The organism is Ruegeria sp. HKCCD8929 (genome assembly GCF_013031405.1).
GTDB lineage: Bacteria > Pseudomonadota > Alphaproteobacteria > Rhodobacterales > Rhodobacteraceae > Ruegeria.
In genome coordinates, this window is sequence record NZ_WPZY01000001.1 from 66,304 (window position 1) to 82,999 (window position 16,696).

17 protein-coding genes and 1 tRNA gene are annotated in these 16,696 nt (G+C 62.0%); 9 read left to right on the forward strand and 9 right to left on the reverse strand.

Annotated elements, in window-relative coordinates; all coding sequences use genetic code 11:
* Nucleotides 1-212: 212 nt before the first annotated feature.
* Nucleotides 213-289 (reverse strand) — tRNA-Pro (locus GOX53_RS00330).
* Between the two features lie 222 nt (nt 290-511).
* A complete protein-coding gene (leuB, locus tag GOX53_RS00335; RefSeq protein WP_171172998.1) occupies nt 512-1,615 on the reverse strand; it encodes a 3-isopropylmalate dehydrogenase in 1,104 nt (367 codons plus the stop codon).
* Between the two features lie 91 nt (nt 1,616-1,706).
* On the opposite strand from leuB, the gene GOX53_RS00340 reads away from it, so the two are divergent.
* The gene (locus tag GOX53_RS00340; RefSeq protein WP_171172999.1) at nt 1,707-2,240 is read left to right on the forward strand and encodes a redoxin domain-containing protein; all 534 of its coding nucleotides are present in this window, start codon (nt 1,707-1,709) and stop codon (nt 2,238-2,240) included.
* Here GOX53_RS00340 and GOX53_RS00345 read toward each other — a convergent pair.
* Nucleotides 2,237-3,133, reverse strand: coding sequence for a LysR family transcriptional regulator (locus GOX53_RS00345; protein ID WP_171173000.1), 897 nt, complete (start codon nt 3,131-3,133; stop codon nt 2,237-2,239). The genes GOX53_RS00340 and GOX53_RS00345 overlap by 4 nt on opposite strands.
* 90 nt (nt 3,134-3,223) lie before the next feature.
* Between GOX53_RS00345 and GOX53_RS00350 the strand changes: the two genes are divergently transcribed.
* Nucleotides 3,224-4,132: a sugar nucleotide-binding protein gene (locus GOX53_RS00350; protein WP_171173001.1), complete on the forward strand. Its 909-nt coding sequence runs from the start codon at nt 3,224-3,226 to the stop codon at nt 4,130-4,132.
* Here GOX53_RS00350 and GOX53_RS00355 read toward each other — a convergent pair.
* The 4 genes from GOX53_RS00355 to leuC form a co-directional block, all read right to left on the reverse strand.
* Complete coding sequence (locus GOX53_RS00355) at nt 4,082-5,146, reverse strand: endonuclease/exonuclease/phosphatase family protein (protein WP_171173002.1); 1,065 nt, start codon at nt 5,144-5,146, stop codon at nt 4,082-4,084. The genes GOX53_RS00350 and GOX53_RS00355 overlap by 51 nt on opposite strands.
* On the reverse strand, nt 5,143-5,976 hold the full coding sequence (locus GOX53_RS00360) for a hypothetical protein (RefSeq protein ID WP_171173003.1): 834 nt from the start codon (nt 5,974-5,976) through the stop codon (nt 5,143-5,145). The genes GOX53_RS00355 and GOX53_RS00360 overlap by 4 nt, the downstream gene beginning before the upstream one ends.
* A 315-nt stretch (nt 5,977-6,291) precedes the next feature.
* Nucleotides 6,292-6,897, reverse strand: a complete 606-nt coding sequence (gene leuD / locus GOX53_RS00365; protein WP_171173004.1) for a 3-isopropylmalate dehydratase small subunit — start codon at nt 6,895-6,897, stop codon at nt 6,292-6,294.
* Between the two features lie 12 nt (nt 6,898-6,909).
* Nucleotides 6,910-8,313, reverse strand: coding sequence for a 3-isopropylmalate dehydratase large subunit (gene leuC, locus GOX53_RS00370; protein ID WP_171173005.1), 1,404 nt, complete (start codon nt 8,311-8,313; stop codon nt 6,910-6,912).
* A gap of 266 nt (nt 8,314-8,579) precedes the next feature.
* Between leuC and GOX53_RS00375 the strand changes: the two genes are divergently transcribed.
* The 4 genes from GOX53_RS00375 (at nt 8,580) to GOX53_RS00390 (ending at nt 11,497) form a co-directional block, all read left to right on the forward strand.
* Entirely contained in the window at nt 8,580-9,929 is a 1,350-nt protein-coding gene (locus GOX53_RS00375; RefSeq protein WP_171173006.1) for a mechanosensitive ion channel family protein, read from the forward strand.
* A gap of 165 nt (nt 9,930-10,094) precedes the next feature.
* Nucleotides 10,095-10,454 (forward strand): ribosome silencing factor, encoded by a 360-nt coding sequence (gene rsfS / locus GOX53_RS00380; protein ID WP_171173007.1) that lies wholly within the window; start codon nt 10,095-10,097, stop codon nt 10,452-10,454.
* Nucleotides 10,455-10,497: 43 nt separating this feature from the next.
* Entirely contained in the window at nt 10,498-10,968 is a 471-nt protein-coding gene (gene rlmH / locus GOX53_RS00385) for a 23S rRNA (pseudouridine(1915)-N(3))-methyltransferase RlmH (RefSeq protein WP_171173008.1), read from the forward strand.
* A gap of 43 nt (nt 10,969-11,011) precedes the next feature.
* On the forward strand, nt 11,012-11,497 hold the full coding sequence (locus tag GOX53_RS00390) for a flavodoxin family protein (RefSeq protein WP_171173009.1): 486 nt from the start codon (nt 11,012-11,014) through the stop codon (nt 11,495-11,497).
* Nucleotides 11,498-11,512: 15 nt separating this feature from the next.
* Here the strand turns inward: GOX53_RS00390 and GOX53_RS00395 are convergent, their stop codons facing one another.
* Nucleotides 11,513-11,860, reverse strand: a complete 348-nt coding sequence (locus GOX53_RS00395) for a hypothetical protein (protein ID WP_171173010.1) — start codon at nt 11,858-11,860, stop codon at nt 11,513-11,515.
* Nucleotides 11,861-11,895: 35 nt separating this feature from the next.
* A complete protein-coding gene (locus GOX53_RS00400) occupies nt 11,896-12,606 on the reverse strand; it encodes a DUF599 domain-containing protein (RefSeq protein ID WP_171173011.1) in 711 nt (236 codons plus the stop codon).
* Nucleotides 12,607-12,687: 81 nt separating this feature from the next.
* On the opposite strand from GOX53_RS00400, the gene GOX53_RS00405 reads away from it, so the two are divergent.
* The 3 genes from GOX53_RS00405 to glcF all read left to right on the forward strand — a co-directional run bounded on the left by GOX53_RS00405 (nt 12,688) and on the right by glcF (nt 16,632).
* Complete coding sequence (locus tag GOX53_RS00405) at nt 12,688-14,136, forward strand: FAD-linked oxidase C-terminal domain-containing protein (RefSeq protein WP_171173012.1); 1,449 nt, start codon at nt 12,688-12,690, stop codon at nt 14,134-14,136.
* A 69-nt stretch (nt 14,137-14,205) separates the two neighbouring features.
* Nucleotides 14,206-15,306 (forward strand): FAD-binding protein, encoded by a 1,101-nt coding sequence (locus tag GOX53_RS00410; RefSeq protein WP_171173013.1) that lies wholly within the window; start codon nt 14,206-14,208, stop codon nt 15,304-15,306.
* Nucleotides 15,307-15,309: 3 nt separating this feature from the next.
* Nucleotides 15,310-16,632, forward strand: coding sequence for a glycolate oxidase subunit GlcF (glcF, locus tag GOX53_RS00415; RefSeq protein WP_171173014.1), 1,323 nt, complete (start codon nt 15,310-15,312; stop codon nt 16,630-16,632).
* Nucleotides 16,633-16,696 lie beyond the last annotated feature (64 nt).

Here is a 16,696-nt window from a genome sequence, read left to right on the forward strand (position 1 = left end):
CCGCTTAAAAGCAGCCCGGTTCGTTTCTTCGCCGCTGCAGCAAACGCCAGCTTCCCGCTGAGTTTCGAATTTTCAACTGCATTCGCCGGCCAAAACGCGACGGAAAAGACGCAAGTTTTTCAGGCATTTGGACAAAGTGCGCGCAAGGAAGGGACACAGTGATGGTCTCGGTGACAAAGTGCCCGTAAATCCACGACATCAAGCAGTTGATCTGGTCGGAGTGAGAGGATTCGAACCTCCGACCCCTGCCTCCCGAAGACAGTGCTCTACCAGGCTGAGCTACACTCCGACCGTGCGGGGTGAACTATACCCGTCCCTGCGCATTTGCAAGAGTGATTCTGCTCAATTCTGAAGGTGCATGACGGCAATCCGCCGCTCGGAAATCAATGGAATATCGGCGTGCCTAAGGTTGCAGCGGCGGGGTTCCGAATAGTGCGGGAAACGCCACATCGGGCGTGTCGCTCGGGCGGAAGAACACCCGCGGCGGGTTGGATGCCGCGGGTGTTGCAGGTCAGAGGCTCGCGTCGAGTGCGGCCACGATGGTGTCGCCCATCTCGGAGGTCGAGACCGGCGTTGCGCCCTCCTCGCCCAGCAGGTCGCCGGTGCGGACGCCGTCCGCCAGCACTTGCTCGACGGCGGTTTCCAGACGGTCGGCCTCGGCGCCCTGGTCGAAGGAATAGCGCAGTGCCATGGCGAAGCTGAGGATGCAGGCGATCGGGTTTGCCTTGCCCTGACCCGCGATGTCGGGGGCCGAGCCGTGGACCGGTTCGTAGAGCGCTTTGGGTCGGCCGTTGGCCATCGGTGCACCCAGAGATGCGGATGGCAGCATCCCCAGCGAACCGGTCAGCATGGCGGCGCAGTCGGACAGGATGTCGCCGAACAGGTTATCGGTCAGGATCACGTCGAACTGTTTTGGCGCGCGCACCAGCTGCATGGCGCCATTGTCGGCATACATGTGGGACAGCTCGACCTTGGGATAATCGGCGGCCACGCGGGTTACCACTTCGCGCCACAGGATGCCCGACTCCATCACGTTGGCTTTTTCCATCGAACACAGCTTCTTGTTCCGGCGCATCGCAAGTTCAAAGGCGGAACGCGCAGCGCGTTCGATCTCGGACTCGGTGTAGCGCTGGGTGTTGATGCCCACACGTTCGTTGCCTTCTTCGAAGATGCCGCGCGGCTCGCCGAAATAGACGCCCGAGGTCAGTTCTCGCACGATCATGATGTCGAGGCCCGCGACCACGTCCTTTTTCAGCGACGAGAAATCGGCCAGCGCGTCAAAGCATTGCGCGGGGCGCAGGTTGGAGTAGAGGTCCATCTCCTTCCGCAGGCGCAGCAACCCGCGTTCGGGTTTCACGCTGAAATCCAGATCGTCGTATTTCGGGCCGCCCACGGCGCCCAGCAGAACCGCGTCGACCTCTTGCGCCTTGGCCATGGTTTCATCCGCCAGCGGCTTGCCGTGCACGTCGTAGGCCGCACCGCCCACCAAATCCTCGCTCACGTCAAATTGAAGACCGCGATTGGCGCCGAACCAATCGATGATTTTGCGCACTTCGGCCATAACTTCCGGGCCAATTCCGTCTCCGGGCAGGATGAGGAGCGAGGGGTTGGACATGAACGGTCTCCTTGCGTTTCGTCGCAAAGGCCCTAGCGTCTGCGCCGCAACGGGTCAATGAGACGATCCGGCCAAAACACGAGGAAAATACATGTTGATACCGGGAAAATCCGTACCTGAACTGAAAATCGAGACTTTGGGGTACGGAACCTTCGATCTAGACCGCGATCACGGGGAAAACGGGACGCTGGTGATCAACTATCGCGGCCTGCATTGTCCGATCTGCATCCGGCAGATGGGCGAGGTTGAGGACGCGCTGGATGACTTCGCCGAACTGGGTATCGAAGTGATCATGATCAGCACCGACACAGGCGAGCGGGCAGGGCAGACGGTCGAAAAGGCGGGAACATCCCGGCTGCGCGTGGGTCACGATTTGCCTCTGGCGGAGGCGCGCGACAAATGGGGGCTCTACCTGTCTGAAGGGCGTGAAGGCACGGCCGAGGCGCCGTTCTTTGCCGAGCCTGGGCATTTCTTCATCGCACCGGACCGCACGCTTTATTTCGGCTGGACGCAAAGCACGCCGTTTGCGCGCCCGTCCATTGCGGATATCAAGGGCGGCATCAAATATGCGCTCGACAACAAGTATCCGCCGCGCGGCACCTATACCGGCCCGATTGCCGCTTAACCCTCGCTCGACAGCAGGCCCTCTGCCAGCAGATCCCAGACGCGGCGGATGCGCGGGGTCTGCCGCATGGCCTGCGGTGCCGCTAGCCACACCTGTAGCGGTGGCACGCGCAGTTCGATGGGGATCTCTTCAACGCTCGGATCGGCACGCCCGACCGAGCGCTGGCAGAAGCCGATGCCGCAGCCGGCGCGCACCAGTTCCCAGTAGGTGCAATGATTGTCGCAGCGGACCGCAAACAGTTCACGTGTCGCGGGCCAGCCCAGTTCGCGCATCTTTGCAATGATCATCTCGTTGGCGTCATAGCCGACTAAATCATGGTCCATCATGTCCTCGACCGTGGTGGGGCGGCCCACCCGGTCGAGATAGGATTTGGCCGCAAAGGCCGCCAGTTCGAGGTCCATGATATGGCGTGCGATGATGTCCATCTGCCGTGGCGGATACATACGCACCGCGATATCCGCCTCACGGAACAGCAGGTTCTCGCTGGTGTCCGTTGGCACCAGTTCCAGCTGGATGTCAGGCTCTTCGCGGCGGATATCGGCCAGGATCGGCGGCAGAATGTGGTGCGAGGCGAAGACCGAGGCGGTGATCCGCACCGTCCCCTCTAACCGCGTGGATTGTCCGGCGGCGATCAGCGATATCCCCTGCATCCCCTCGCGCATCCGCTCGGCCATCGGCATGAGCTGAAGGCCGGTTTCGCTCAGCTTCAGACCGCGTGCGTGGCGGTCGAACAGGCTTACGCCCAGAGAGTGCTCCAGAGAGTGAACCTGACGGCTGAGCGTGGGTTGGCTGCGCCCGAGTTTGCGGGCGGCCGCAGAGAGTGAGCCGGTTTCGGCCACGGCCAGAAAGCTCTGGACCAGTGACCAGTCGGCAGAGGTAAGCCCTTTGTCCATTCACCGATGAATACATGATATGCGAATTGAGGCAATATCATGAGGGAAAGTGAATGGCTAAAGTGGAACTGTACCGCAGTGGAGGACCACATGTCTCAGACCGTTCTCGTTCTTGGTGCGACCGGCAGATTTGGCCGTAACGCTGCGCAGGCCTTTGAGGCAGCCGGTTGGACCGTCCGCCGCTTTGATCGCAAATCGGATGCGCTGATATCCGCCGCGCAAGGCGCGGATGTGATCGTGAACGCCTGGAACCCGGCCTATCCGGATTGGGCGGATCAGGTGCCGAAGCTGCACGAGCAGGTAATCGAGGCGGCGCGCCTGAGTGGTTCGGCAGTGATCGTGCCCGGCAACGTCTATGTGTTCGGCGCCGAGATGCCGCCGCCCTGGTCCGAGAGCACGCCGCATCAGGCCGCCAACCCGCTGGGGCGTATCCGGATCGCGATGGAGGAGGCGTATCGCGCCTCGGGCGTGCGGACCATCATTCTACGAGCCGGGGATTTCATCGACACCGAAACGTCGGGCAACTGGTTCGACCAGGTCATGATCAAACATCTGGCGCGCGGGCGGCTGACCTATCCCGGCGAGCCCCACATTCCGCATGCCTGGGCCTATCTGCCCGATTTGGCCCGTGCAGCGGTGGCTCTGGCCGAGATGCGGGGCAATCTGCCCCGTTTCTCTGACGTACCCTTTCCCGGCCACACGCTGACTGGGCGCGAGATTGCCGATACTCTGTCGCGCGTGACCGGTCAGCGCATCGAGGTCCGGAAGATGGGGTGGTGGCCAATCCAACTCGCGCGGCCTTTCTGGCGGCTGGCGTCACACTTGCTCGAAATGCGCTATCTGTGGGACACGCCCCATGCGCTGGATGGACATTATTTTGAGGCGCTTTTGCCCCGGTTCCGCGACACTGATCTGGATGACGTGATGCGCAACGCAATTCCCGCTGCGCTAAGGCGCCGTGAGATCAACCCACACAAGGCGGTGGCGGCTGGCACCTAGTGCCGCCGCATGGCCGTCCTCGCCGGGGGCTGGCCAGTAGACACCCGACCCGGTGACCTGCCAATCGGCAGAGGGCAGCACATAGTCAACCCGCAGCCGCCCTGCGCCCTCCCACTCGACCGTATCGAGACTATCCGGCCCCTGATGCCCCTGCGTCCCGGCCTGTGCTGCCCCTGCGCTGGCCGGGGCAGGGTCTTGCACTCGTGGGTCCCCCAGCAGGTTCTGAATGCCTGTAATCAGCCCAGCGCTGTCGTAAGGGTCCAGATTGGCATCTCCGGCGATGACAAAACGATCGGCAGGGGCTGGCCCCAACTGACCATCTAGATAGACCTGCCAGAACCGGATCTCGTCCCTGTTGCGCAGACCGTTCCGATCCTCGGGGCCATCGAAAACCGGCGGGGTGGCGTGGAAAGTCATCACAGTCACCCGCCCCTCAGGCGTGTCAATCGGGACCACCCAATGTGCGGTGGACGACAATCGCTGATGCTCCTGCGCGATGGGGGAGGGGAAGGGTTGGCTATCTTTCGACGGCAGATCCGCATCGGGAAGGTCCCGCCAAAGCAAAGTCGAGAAATCCTGCACGTCGTTTTGAGCAATCGGGAAGCGGGACAGGATGGCAATCCCGTTCTGACCCGAGAACTCTCCCCAGCCCTGCGCGTCACCGGGACCAAAGCGGCGGCCGTCGCCGTCGAGATCCAGGTCGGTCTCCATGCCGCCGTTGGGTTGGCTGTGAAAGCTGTGGGGATAGGACAGGCCCGCCTGATCCAGACGTTCGGCCAGCGCTTTGAGCGCTTGACCGTCAAGGTCCCAGTCTGTGCCCTGCAGGGCAAGAACGTCGGGCGCGGTGGCGGTTATGACGGCGACGACATCCTGCACCTGTTGCTGATTGCGCTGAATGTCGCGCAGCAGCAGTCCGGGTCCATCGCGGCTGAGTTCGGTGTTGAATGTGGCGATCCGCAGTGTCTCCGCCTGTGCCAGACATGGCAGCAGCAGAAACGGCAGGGCGCGGATCATGCCGTTTGTGCGGTCTCGGTCGTGGAATAGGCGCGGCGGCGCTTGGCCTCGATCAGGGTCGCGATCCGCATCATCGCCATGCCCCGCATGATCAGGCTGGCCGGCAGGAAGGCCCATGCACACATGGTCCAGATCAGCGTCTGTGGATTGTTGAGCGAGATCGGGGTGACGAAGTCGGACGCCAGTTTGATCAGCGCGGGAATGAGGAAGGGCAGCAGCACCCCAAGCGTGATGTTGATACGCCCGTCACGCTGCAGGCGTGCCACCACATCGCCGCCGGTTGTAGGATCGAAGAGCGGCAGGTTGACCCATACGTTGAAGGCACCGTTAGCGGTTGGCCAGCCTTTGATGCGCAGCGCGTAAGCAAAGCTCGCAATGGTCACCAGCGCCGCGACATAGGCCACCCCGGCTGTCATCCGAACCAGATTGATCAGTTCCAGGCTGGCGTCGGAGGACAGCATTAGAACCACCAGCCGCACCGGCGAATAGGGGAAATCGACCACATTGGCGACCAGCAGACCCATCCCGTTGAACAGAGCCGTGACGTGTGAGGGGGCATAGATGTGTTTGCAGATCAACGTCAGGAAAGTGACCATCGACATGAGGCCAACGAACCGCAGCCTGTTGAGAGGCGGCGCATCCCGGAATTCGATAAAACTCGGGAAGGTTGAGTTGTATTCCGCGAAAGTCAGAACAAATGCCAGTATCGCGAGAAAGACCACGATCTCGGTTGCATTCGATGTTGAGCTGGGCAGATACAACGCGGGTGTGAGCACCAGAAGTGCCACAAGTAATCCACGAATCGCCGCCCCTGATGTGCGTGCAATCACTTTCCGAACCCTTTCAAACTGGACAGGCCGGTTCTTTGCCGTGCCTTTCTTCCAACTTGTGCCCACCTTATGCTGGCGGATGCCCCTTTTTGGGCTTTAGTTGTGCCGTCTATCGGTATTTCACTCAAGTCACGGGATAACTAGCACATGATTCCAGGCAAAATCATGGCGACAGTGGTGCGAGTTTGCATCAAATATGACGTGTATTGAAAAAAGTTTTCTACATTTTGTGGTTGACGCAAGGGTAACCCCATACAGAAAGGGGGCGAACTCGATACAACGAGCCCGCCCGCCCTCTTTTGTCTCAGAATCAGATCAAACCCAGGGGCGTGATTGTGCGGCCTGTGCCTCAAAACTGTCGATGGCGCCGACCTTCTCCATGGTCAGCCCGATATCGTCCAGACCGTTCAGCAGGCAGTGCTTCTTGAACGCGTCCACTTCGAACTTGATGACTTCGCCATCCGACGTGGTGATTTCCTGCGCTTCGAGGTCCACGGTCATGCGGGCGTTCTCGCCTTTCTCGGCGTCCTGCATCAGGATGTCGACCTGCTCCTGCGACAGCACGATGGGCAGGATGCCGTTCTTGAAGCAGTTGTTGAAGAAGATGTCGGCAAAGCTGGTCGAGATCACGCAGCGGATGCCGAAATCCGCAATCGCCCATGGCGCGTGCTCGCGCGACGAGCCGCAGCCGAAATTGTCGCCCGCCACCAATATCTCGGTACTGCGGTACTGAGGCTTGTTCAGCACGAAGTCGGGCAGTTCATTGCCCTCGCGGTCATACCGCATCTCGTCGAACAGGTTCACGCCCAGGCCTGAACGTTTGATGGTTTTCAGGAACACCTTGGGAATGATCATATCGGTGTCGATGTTCACGAGCGGCATGGGCGCGGCGATGCCAGTGAGTTTTTGAAACTTGTCCATTCTGCTGGCTCCTTACTTCAGCTCGCGAACGTCGGTCAGCTTGCCGGTCAGCGCGGCAGCGGCGGCCATGGCGGGGCTGACCAGATGGGTGCGGCCCTTGTAGCCCTGTCGCCCTTCGAAGTTCCGGTTCGAGGTCGCGGCGCAGCGCTCTTCCGGGGCCAGTTGGTCGGGGTTCATCGCCAGACACATGGAACAACCCGCAAGGCGCCATTCGAAACCGGCCTCCTTGAAGATATCGGCCAGACCCTCTTCCTCGGCCTGCGCCCGCACCAGGCCCGAGCCCGGCACGATCATGGCGCGCATGCCGTCCTTGACCTTCTTGCCCTTCACGACGTCGGCGACGGCGCGCAGGTCTTCGATGCGGCCGTTGGTGCAGGACCCGATGAAAACGGTGTCGATCTCGATATCGGTCAGCTTCTGGCCTGGGGTGAGGCCCATATAGTCGATGGCGCGTTTGGCGGCTTCGATCTTGCCGCCCTCGAAATCCTCGGGGTGCGGCACGGTTGCGGTGATCGGCAGCACGTCCTCGGGCGAGGTGCCCCAGGTGACCACCGGCTGGATGTCTTCGCCACGGATGGTCACGACCTTGTCGAAATGGGCGCCCTCGTCGGTGTAGAGGGTCTTCCACCAGTCCAGAGCGGCTTCCCACTGGGCGCCTTTCGGGGCGTGCGGGCGGCCCTTGACATATTCGAAGGTGGTCTCGTCCGGCGCGATCAGACCGGCGCGGGCGCCACCCTCGATCGCCATGTTGCAGACGGTCATGCGGCCTTCCATCGACAGATCACGGATCGCTTCGCCGCAATATTCGATGACATAGCCGGTACCGCCAGCGGTTCCAGTCTCACCGATCACGGCCAGAGTGATATCCTTGGCGGTCACGCCCGGCTGCAATTTGCCGGTGATCTCCACCTTCATGTTCTTGGACTTCTTCTGAATCAGCGTCTGCGTGGCCAGCACATGTTCGACCTCGGACGTACCGATACCATGCGCCAGCGCGCCGAATGCGCCATGGGTAGCGGTGTGGCTGTCGCCGCAGACCACTGTCATGCCGGGCAGGGTCCAGCCCTGCTCGGGGCCGACGATATGCACGATGCCCTGACGGATATCCGACACGGGATAGTAGTGAATGCCGAAATCCTTGGCATTCTTGTCCAGCGCTTCGACCTGAATGCGGCTTTCTTCGTTGTCGATGCCGTTCACACGGTCTTCGGTCGTGGGCACGTTGTGATCCGGCACGGCGATGGTCTTGTCCGGTGCGCGCACGTTGCGGCCCGCCATGCGCAGACCCTCGAAGGCCTGCGGGCTGGTCACCTCATGCACGAGGTGCCGGTCAATATAGAGCAGGCAGGTGCCGTCCTCTGCCTCATGCGCGACATGCGCGTCCCAGATCTTGTCATAGAGTGTTTTGGGGGACATCGGTCCTCTCCCGTGTGTATTGAGAATAGCTGGCGAGTGGCTGGGCGCCGCTTATAGGCGGGCCAGAACCGTGCGGGCAGCCCCAAAGAACCGCTCGCGCAGGCGTGCGCGGTCCTGAAGAATCGGTGATGGGGCCGGTTGGCATCTCATGCGCATCAGATATATCGCGTCATTGGGTCAATCAAGCTTGGATATGCCCGGCGCTGGGCTGGGCCCTTGCACATCGCGCCCCAAGACCGTCATGTTGCGTGTCAGGAGGCTGACGGATGGATCAGGAGCTTTTGCCATTCACGTTCGAGGAACTGATGGCGGCCTTTGCCCAGCAATGGGGCAGGCTTGTCGATCTGTTCCTGACGCCGGGCTGGCGGCAGTATCAGCTCGTGATCGTGCTGGTCGTGCTCCTGGTGGCCCTGTGTCTGAAGGCGGCCACCAAGAACCGCTGGTCGGCATGGGCCCGCGCACGCGAAGGCTGGCCGAAATGGCGGCTGCGCATTCTGGTTCAGGTCATGCGCCGCCTGACGCTGGTCTATTTCGTTCTGCTTTGCTGGCTGGTCTATCTTGTGATGCAGCAGCTCACCTGGCCTTCACGCAGCTATATCGTCGGAGTTTTGGCGACGCTCGCCTCGGCATGGCTCGCCATCGCGTTGCTGGCGTGGTTCGTGCGCAACCGCACCCTGCGCAAGATCTTCCAGTGGTCGATGTGGATCTATGCTACGCTGGTGGCGCTGCACCTGACCGATGACGTCGCCAGCTTCCTTGACGGGATCGCCATTTCACTGGGCGATCTGCATATTTCGGTTCTGGGCATCCTCAAGGCGGGTCTGCTGATCGGGGTTCTCTTGACCGTCGTTCGACTGGCAACGCATGCCGCGTCGCGCGGGTTGGAGGCCAATGACGACATCTCACCCTCGATGCAGGTGCTGCTGGCCAAGGCGCTGCAGGTCGGGCTTTATGGCATCGTCTTTCTGATTGCGATCAGGACTTTAGGGTTCGATCTGACGGGGCTTGCGCTGCTCTCGGGTGCTGTCGGTGTCGGTATTGGCTTTGGTCTGCAAAAGGTGGTGTCGAACCTGATCTCGGGCATCATCATCCTGATGGACCGGTCGATCAAACCGGGTGATGTCATCTCGCTGGGTGACACCTTCGGCTGGATCAACGCGCTTGGCGCACGCTACGTGTCGGTAGTCACACGGGACGGGCGCGAATACCTGATCCCGAACGAGGATCTGATCACCAGTCAGGTGGTGAATTGGTCGCATTCGGACCGGTTCGTGCGGTTGGATCTTGAGTTCGGCACCAGCTACAGCGACGATCCCCATCTCGTGCGTGCGGTGGCCATCCGGGCCGTGAAATCCGTGAGCCGGGTGCTGAGCGGCCCTGGCCACAACCCGGTCTGCCACATCAAGGGTTTTGGCGACAGCAGCGTTGACTATGTCCTGCGGTTCTGGATCAGCGATCCGACCGCCGGTCTGATGAACATCCGGGGCAACGTCTTTCTGGCCCTGTGGGATGCGTTCAAGGTCGAAGGCATCTCGATCCCCTTCCCGCAGCGAGAGGTGCGCCTGCTGGAAGACGACGAGAGCGGGGCGGACACGCAACAGCTCCCGAAAGAGTGACGGAACGTGGCGCCACGGCGTTTGGGCTTCATTGAAATGTCACAGGTGGCTTGCTACCTTTTAAGTACCCCAGCGCCGGGGGGCTGACGGCGCGTCACAAAGGAGGACTATGTCCTGTCACTTCATACGCAGGCGGGTTTGCCCGCCGAAGACCGGGCCGGTGTAATGGCCCACTCTCAGCTTATCAGCGAAAAGCTGCTTGAGCGCATCCTTTCCTCACTTACCGATGACAAGGCCGAAGACGTTGTGCAGATCGATCTGCGCGGGAAATCCTCGGTTGCGGATTACATGGTGATCGCATCCGGGCGTTCGACACGTCAGGTCTCGGCCATGGCGGAAAAGCTGACGGATCGCATCAAGCATGAATTCGGGTTCACCTCGAAGGTTGAAGGCAAGGATGCCGGCGACTGGGTGCTGATCGATACGGGCGACGTGATCGTCCATATCTTCCGCCCCGAGGTTCGCGAGTTCTACCAGCTGGAAAAGATGTGGCTGCCGCAGGGCAGCAGCGCCTCGGCTAACTGAGGCGCATCCCGGCCGGTATTGAGCGGCCCGGAGGCGAGAGAGAATGCGCATAAGTATCTGCGCGGTCGGTCGATTGCGGGCCGGACCGGAAAAGCTTCTGATTGACGACTATCTGACCCGGTTCGACCGCACAGGCCGCGGCTTGGGCCTTGGCCCTGCGCGCGTGGTCGAGGTCGAGGACAAGAAGAACGGCGGCATGGGGGCCGAGGCGGCGCTACTGCGCAAGGCGCTGCCCAAGGGGGCGGTGATCTGCACGCTGGATGAGCGGGGCCGGGTGATGTCCTCGCCGGATTTTGCCAACAGGCTGATAAAGTGGCGCGATGCTGGGCGTCAGGATCTGGCGCTGGTCATCGGCGGGGCGGACGGGATCGGCCCAAGCCTGCGGGCCGAGGCGGATTTTTCCCTGTCCTTCGGCGCCATGGTCTGGCCGCACATGCTGGTGCGGGTGATGCTGGCCGAACAGATCTACCGCGCCGCCAACATCCTGTCGGGTGGCCCGTATCATCGGGTGTGAAGGCGTTGGCGTCCGGTTTGGTCAGGCGGTAAGGTCGGCGACGATGGCAGAGCTTCTGATCGTATATCACTCCAGAACTGGCGGCAGCCGGCAGATGGCCGAGGCCGCGGCGGTTGCCGCGCGCGACGAGGCGCCGACCGTTCTCAAGACCGCGGATCAGGCTGGCCCCGAGGACCTTTTGAAGGCCGATGGCTATATTTTCTGTGCTCCGGAAAACCTTGCCGCGATTGCGGGCACAATGAAGGAGTTTTTCGACCGCTGCTACTATCCGGTTCTGGGCCGTATCCAAGGCCGCCCCTACGCACAGATGATCTGTGCGGGCTCCGACGGGGAAAACGCAGTGCGCCAGATCGCGCGCATAGCCCAGGGCTGGCGGCTGAAAGAGGTGCAGCCGCCGCTGATCATCTGCACCCATGCCCAGACTCCCGAACAGATATTGGCCGAGAAAACCATTCCAGAGGCAGAGCTGGATCAATGCCGCGACATCGGGCAGGCCCTGGCCGCCGGGCTGAGCATGAGTGTCTTCTGAGAGGGGTGAGGCCGACTAGGGCAGCGTGAGCGTGTAGGTCTCGGTGTTCCAGCCATCGACGATGCACCGCGCCTGTATCTGAACCTGCGTGGCGCCTTCCGGAACCTGAACACCACCCAGCGAGCGGGTGAAGGGTTGTTCTTGTTCATGCGGGTGGTAAAGCACGCGCAGACCCAACTCGTTGCCCTCCACATCCAGCACCCGCCAGCCATCGGCATAGTGCTCCCAGCCGGTATCAGGGTGCGAGATCGTGACGTCGAATCGCCAGCCATCCCCGGCGCGTTGGGCGGTGGCTTTTTCGACAACCGGCCCGTCGGCCAATGCGGGGGAGGCAAGCAGGAAGAACAGGATCAGATGTTTCATGAGGTGACCTAACTGTGCGGTTGCGGGCTGCGGTATCACGACTGTGTGTCCGGTGGGATCGTCAGCAGGACCCCGCGCGAATGTGAGGCGAACTCGCGCCGGTAAAGCAGCGCCAGCGTTGCCAGCGTGGCAAGGATCAGCGCCACTGGCCCCAGCATCCAGGCAACCGCGGCCAGCGCGAAATAGATCGCCCGGAGCCCCTTGTTGAAACTGCGCGCGGCGGTGATGCAGACCTCGGCGGCCTGGCCCGCGCGGGGATAGGCCAGCGCATCTTCGGGGTCATTCGGCACAGCTGCCATCAGCACTGCGCAATAGCCGAACAGCCGATGCGCCCAGACAAATTTCAGAAAAGCGTTTGACAGAAACAGCAGCGTGATCAGGATCTTGATCTCCCACACCACAGCCGGAGCGCTGCCAATGGCCAGATCGTTGGCCACGCCCGCCAGCCGCTCGGTATTACCGAAAAGCGCCAGCGCCCCGCCGATGGCGATCATAGAGGTCGAGGCAAAGAACGCCGTGCTCTGCCGCATGTTTGCCACCAGTTGCGCGTCGAACATGCGCGGCTGCCGGGTGACCATCTGCACCATCCAGATACGCCGGAAATCCGCCATCAGCGCAGTGACCGAGGGTTTGCCGGGCGCCGGATTATCGATGCGCCAGCCGATCCACATCCAGGCGGCCACCAGCAGTGCAACGGCGGCAAAGTCGTAAGGCGAAAACAGCAGGGCGCGGTCGATCCAGGTCATGGCTGCGACAGTAAGCCTTACCAGTTCAACTTGCCAGATCGTGAAATTGGTAATATTACTTTACCAAACGGAGGATGTTCCATGGAGATGCCGAAACCCGATCCCGGCGTGCTGGCGCGCAAGGCGAAGCTGGTCGAGCGTTTGTTGAAGGTCCTGCCCAAGGACGCGGTGATCCATGACGAGGCCGAGACCCGCGTCTATGAATGCGACGCGCTGACTGCCTACAAATGCGCGCCGATGCTGGCGGTGTTGCCATCCTCGACGCAGGAGGTCTCGGAGGTGCTGCGCATCTGCCATGCGGCGGGCGTGCCAGTGGTGCCGCGCGGGGCCGGAACCTCACTTGCGGGTGGGGCGCTGCCGACGGCGGATAGCGTGATCCTTGGCGTGGCACGGATGAACGAGGTGCTCGAGACCGATTACGAAAATCGCATCATTCGGGTGCAGTCGGGCCGCACCAACCTGAGCGTCACCGGCGCGGTAGAGGAAGAAGAGTTCTTCTACGCTCCTGACCCCTCGTCACAGCTTGCCTGCGCCATCGCTGGCAATATCGCGATGAACTCGGGCGGAGCGCATTGCCTGAAGTACGGGGTGACCACCAACAACCTGCTGGGTGTGACTATGGTGCTCATGGACGGCACCGTGGTCGAGATCGGTGGGGCCTATCTGGATGCGGGCGGGCTGGATCTTTTGGGGGTGATCTGCGGGTCCGAAGGGCAGCTGGGCGTGGTGACCGAGGCCACGCTGCGCATCCTGCGCAAGCCCGAGGGCGCGCGGCCGGTGCTGATGGGGTTCGATGACAATGAGGTGGCGGGGCAATGCGTCTCTGACATCATCAAGTCGGGCATCCTGCCGGTGGCGATCGAGTTCATGGACCGCTTGTGCATTCAGGCCTGCGAGAATTTTGCCGGTGCCGGTTATCCCGATTGCGAAGCGCTGCTGATTGTCGAGGTCGAGGGTTCGGAGGCCGAGATCGACAGTCAGTTGGCCAAGATCATTGAGATCGCCCGTCGCCACAATCCGGTGGAGCTGCGCGAAAGCCAGTCGGAAGAGGAAAGCGCCAGGATCTGGCTGGGGCGGAAATCGGCCTTTGGCGCCATGGGGCAGATCAACGATTACATGTGCCTCGATGGCACGATCCCGGTGTCCGCGCTGCCGATGGTGCTGCGGCGGATCGGGGAGTTGAGCGATGAGTACGGCCTGCCCGTCGGCAACGTGTTCCATGCGGGTGACGGCAACATGCACCCCTTGATCCTGTTCGACGCCAACAAGCCCGGCGATCTTGAGAAATGCGAGGCGTTCGGAGCCGAGATCCTGAAGCTCTGCGTCGATGCGGGCGGGTGTCTGACCGGTGAGCACGGGGTGGGCATCGAAAAGCGCGATCTGATGCTGCATCAGTACGGGCGGGCCGATCTTGAGGCCCAAATGGCCGTGAAGGATGTGTTCGATCCGGCTTGGTTGCTAAACCCGGCCAAGGTGTTTCCGCTGGAGGTATCGGAGGCCCGCCGGGCGGCACGGATGGCGGCGGAGTAAGGGGCCAGCCCCTCTTGGGCCGTTGGCCCAATTCACCCCGGGATATTTTTGAACAGAAGAAGATATGGGATGAGACCTGAAACAGAGGCTGAACTGGCCGAGACCGTGGCCGGGCTGAACGGACCGGTGCGGATTGTCGGAGGCAGCACCCGGGGTGTGTTCGGGGAGGGGCAGGAGCTGTGCACTACCGGGTTGCGTGGGATCGAGCTGTATGAACCGGGCGCGCTGACCCTGGTGGCCAAGGCGGGGACGCCAGTGGCCGAGATCGAGGCGGCACTGGCGGCGGAAGGGCAGCGGCTGGCCTTCGAGCCGATGGATCATCGTGGGCTGCTCGGAACGCGTGGCGAGCCGACCATCGGCGGGGTTGTGGCGGCCAATGTTTCGGGCCCGCGCCGGGTGCAAGCCGGGGCGTGCCGGGATTTCCTGCTGGGGGTGCGGTATGTCGATGGCACCGGGCAGATCGTCAAGAACGGTGGCCGGGTGATGAAGAACGTCACCGGCTATGATCTGGTCAAGCTGATGGCCGGGTCCTGGGGGACGTTGGGGTTGCTGAGCGAGGTGTCGCTCAAGGTGCTGCCGCAGTCTGAGGCTGAGACAACGCTGGCTGTCAGAGTGCCCGATGTGGAACGTGCGGTGCAGGTGTCGTCGGTTGGGTTGGGCTCACCCTTTGAGGTGACGGGGGCGGCGTATGATCCAGCGGCGGGGCAGGCGCTGTTGCGGATCGAGGGGTTTGCGGACTGGGTGGACTATCGGACCGGGCGACTTGGGGCGCTTTTAGCCGAGCATGGCGACGTTGAGCGTGTTGGTGAGTCCGGGGCGGTATGGCGAGCCATTCGTGATGTCGAGATGTTTCACGGGACGACGGGCGACGTTTGGCGGATATCTGTGACGCCGAAGGAAGCGCCCGGGATTGCAGCGCGAGCCGAAGCCGAGAAGCTGCTATTCGATTGGGGCGGCGGGCTGATCTGGGCGCTGGTGCCAGAAGGCGCCGACTTGCGAGCGCGGTTGGGGGCGTTTGACGGCCATGCCACGCTGGTTCGGGCCAGCGAGGAAACGCGTGCCAGCTTGGGTATGTTCCAACCGGAGCCGCCTGCACTTGCGGCACTCTCCAATGGGCTGCGGCAAAGATTCGATCCGCGTGGGCTCTTCAATCCGGGGCTGATGGGGTAGGTCATGCAGACGACATTCACAGCGGAACAGTTGAAAGACCCGGCCATCCGGCGCTCGAATGAAATCCTGCGGAGCTGCGTGCATTGCGGGTTCTGTACCGCCACCTGTCCGACCTATCAGGTGCTGGGGGATGAGCTCGACAGCCCGCGCGGGCGGATCTACCTGATCAAGGACATGCTGGAAAACGAGCGGGTGCCAGATGAGAAGGCGGTCAAGCATATCGACCGGTGCCTGTCCTGTCTGGCCTGCATGACCACCTGCCCCTCGGGCGTGCACTACATGCATCTGGTGGATCACGCGCGGGAGTATATCGAGGCCAACTACAAGCGCCCGTTCTCGGATCGGGCCCTGCGTTGGATTTTGGCGCGGATACTGCCCTATCCGACCCGGTTCCGGCTGGCGCTGCTCGGAGCCAAGGTTGGGCGGCCATTTCGGTTCCTGATGCCAGACGCCCGGCTGCGCGCGATGCTGGATATGGCGCCGAAACGTATCCCTCCGGTCAGCCGCAATGACGATCCGCAGAGCTTTGCGCCGCAGGGCCAGGGGATCAAACGTGTGGCGCTGATGACCGGGTGTGCACAGAAAGCGCTGAACACCGACATCAACGATGCCACCATTCGGCTGCTGACCCGGCTGGGCTGTGAAGTGGTGGTGGCCGACGGGGCAGGGTGCTGCGGCGCGCTGACCCATCACATGGGCAAGACGGAGGAAAGCCATCGCACGGCGGCTCGAAATATCCGTGCCTGGGCGCGCGAAATGGACGGGCCGGGTTTGGATGCGATCGTCATCAACACCAGTGGCTGCGGCACGACGGTCAAGGATTACGGCCATATGTTCCGCAACGATTCGCTGGCCGAGGACGCCCGGCGGGTGTCCGAGATCGCGGTGGATGTAAGCGAGTTGCTGATGCAGCTCGATCTGCCCGATGGGGCCGATCAGGAGCTGACCGTGGCCTATCACGCCGCCTGCTCGTTACAGCACGGGCAAAAGATCACGACCCACCCCAAGACATTGCTGAAACGCGCCGGGTTCAATGTGGTTGAGCCTGCGGACAGTCATCTTTGCTGCGGCAGCGCCGGCACCTATAACCTGATGCAGCCGGAGATTTCGGCGCAGCTAAAGGCGCGCAAGGTGCGGACGCTTGAGGCAAGGCAACCCGATCTGATCGCGGCAGGCAACATCGGATGCATGATACAGATCGGGTCGGGGACGAATCTGCCAATCGTGCATACGGTCGAATTGCTCGACTGGGCGACTGGCGGCCCGAAACCGCCCGCGATGGAGGCACGGGTCCAAGCCATAAAGGACGTCCCGATCCTGCGCTAAGAAACAGGTGTAGGGCCTGTGCAACACAGCGTCACTCACCGTCATGTTATACTTTCTGCCCTAT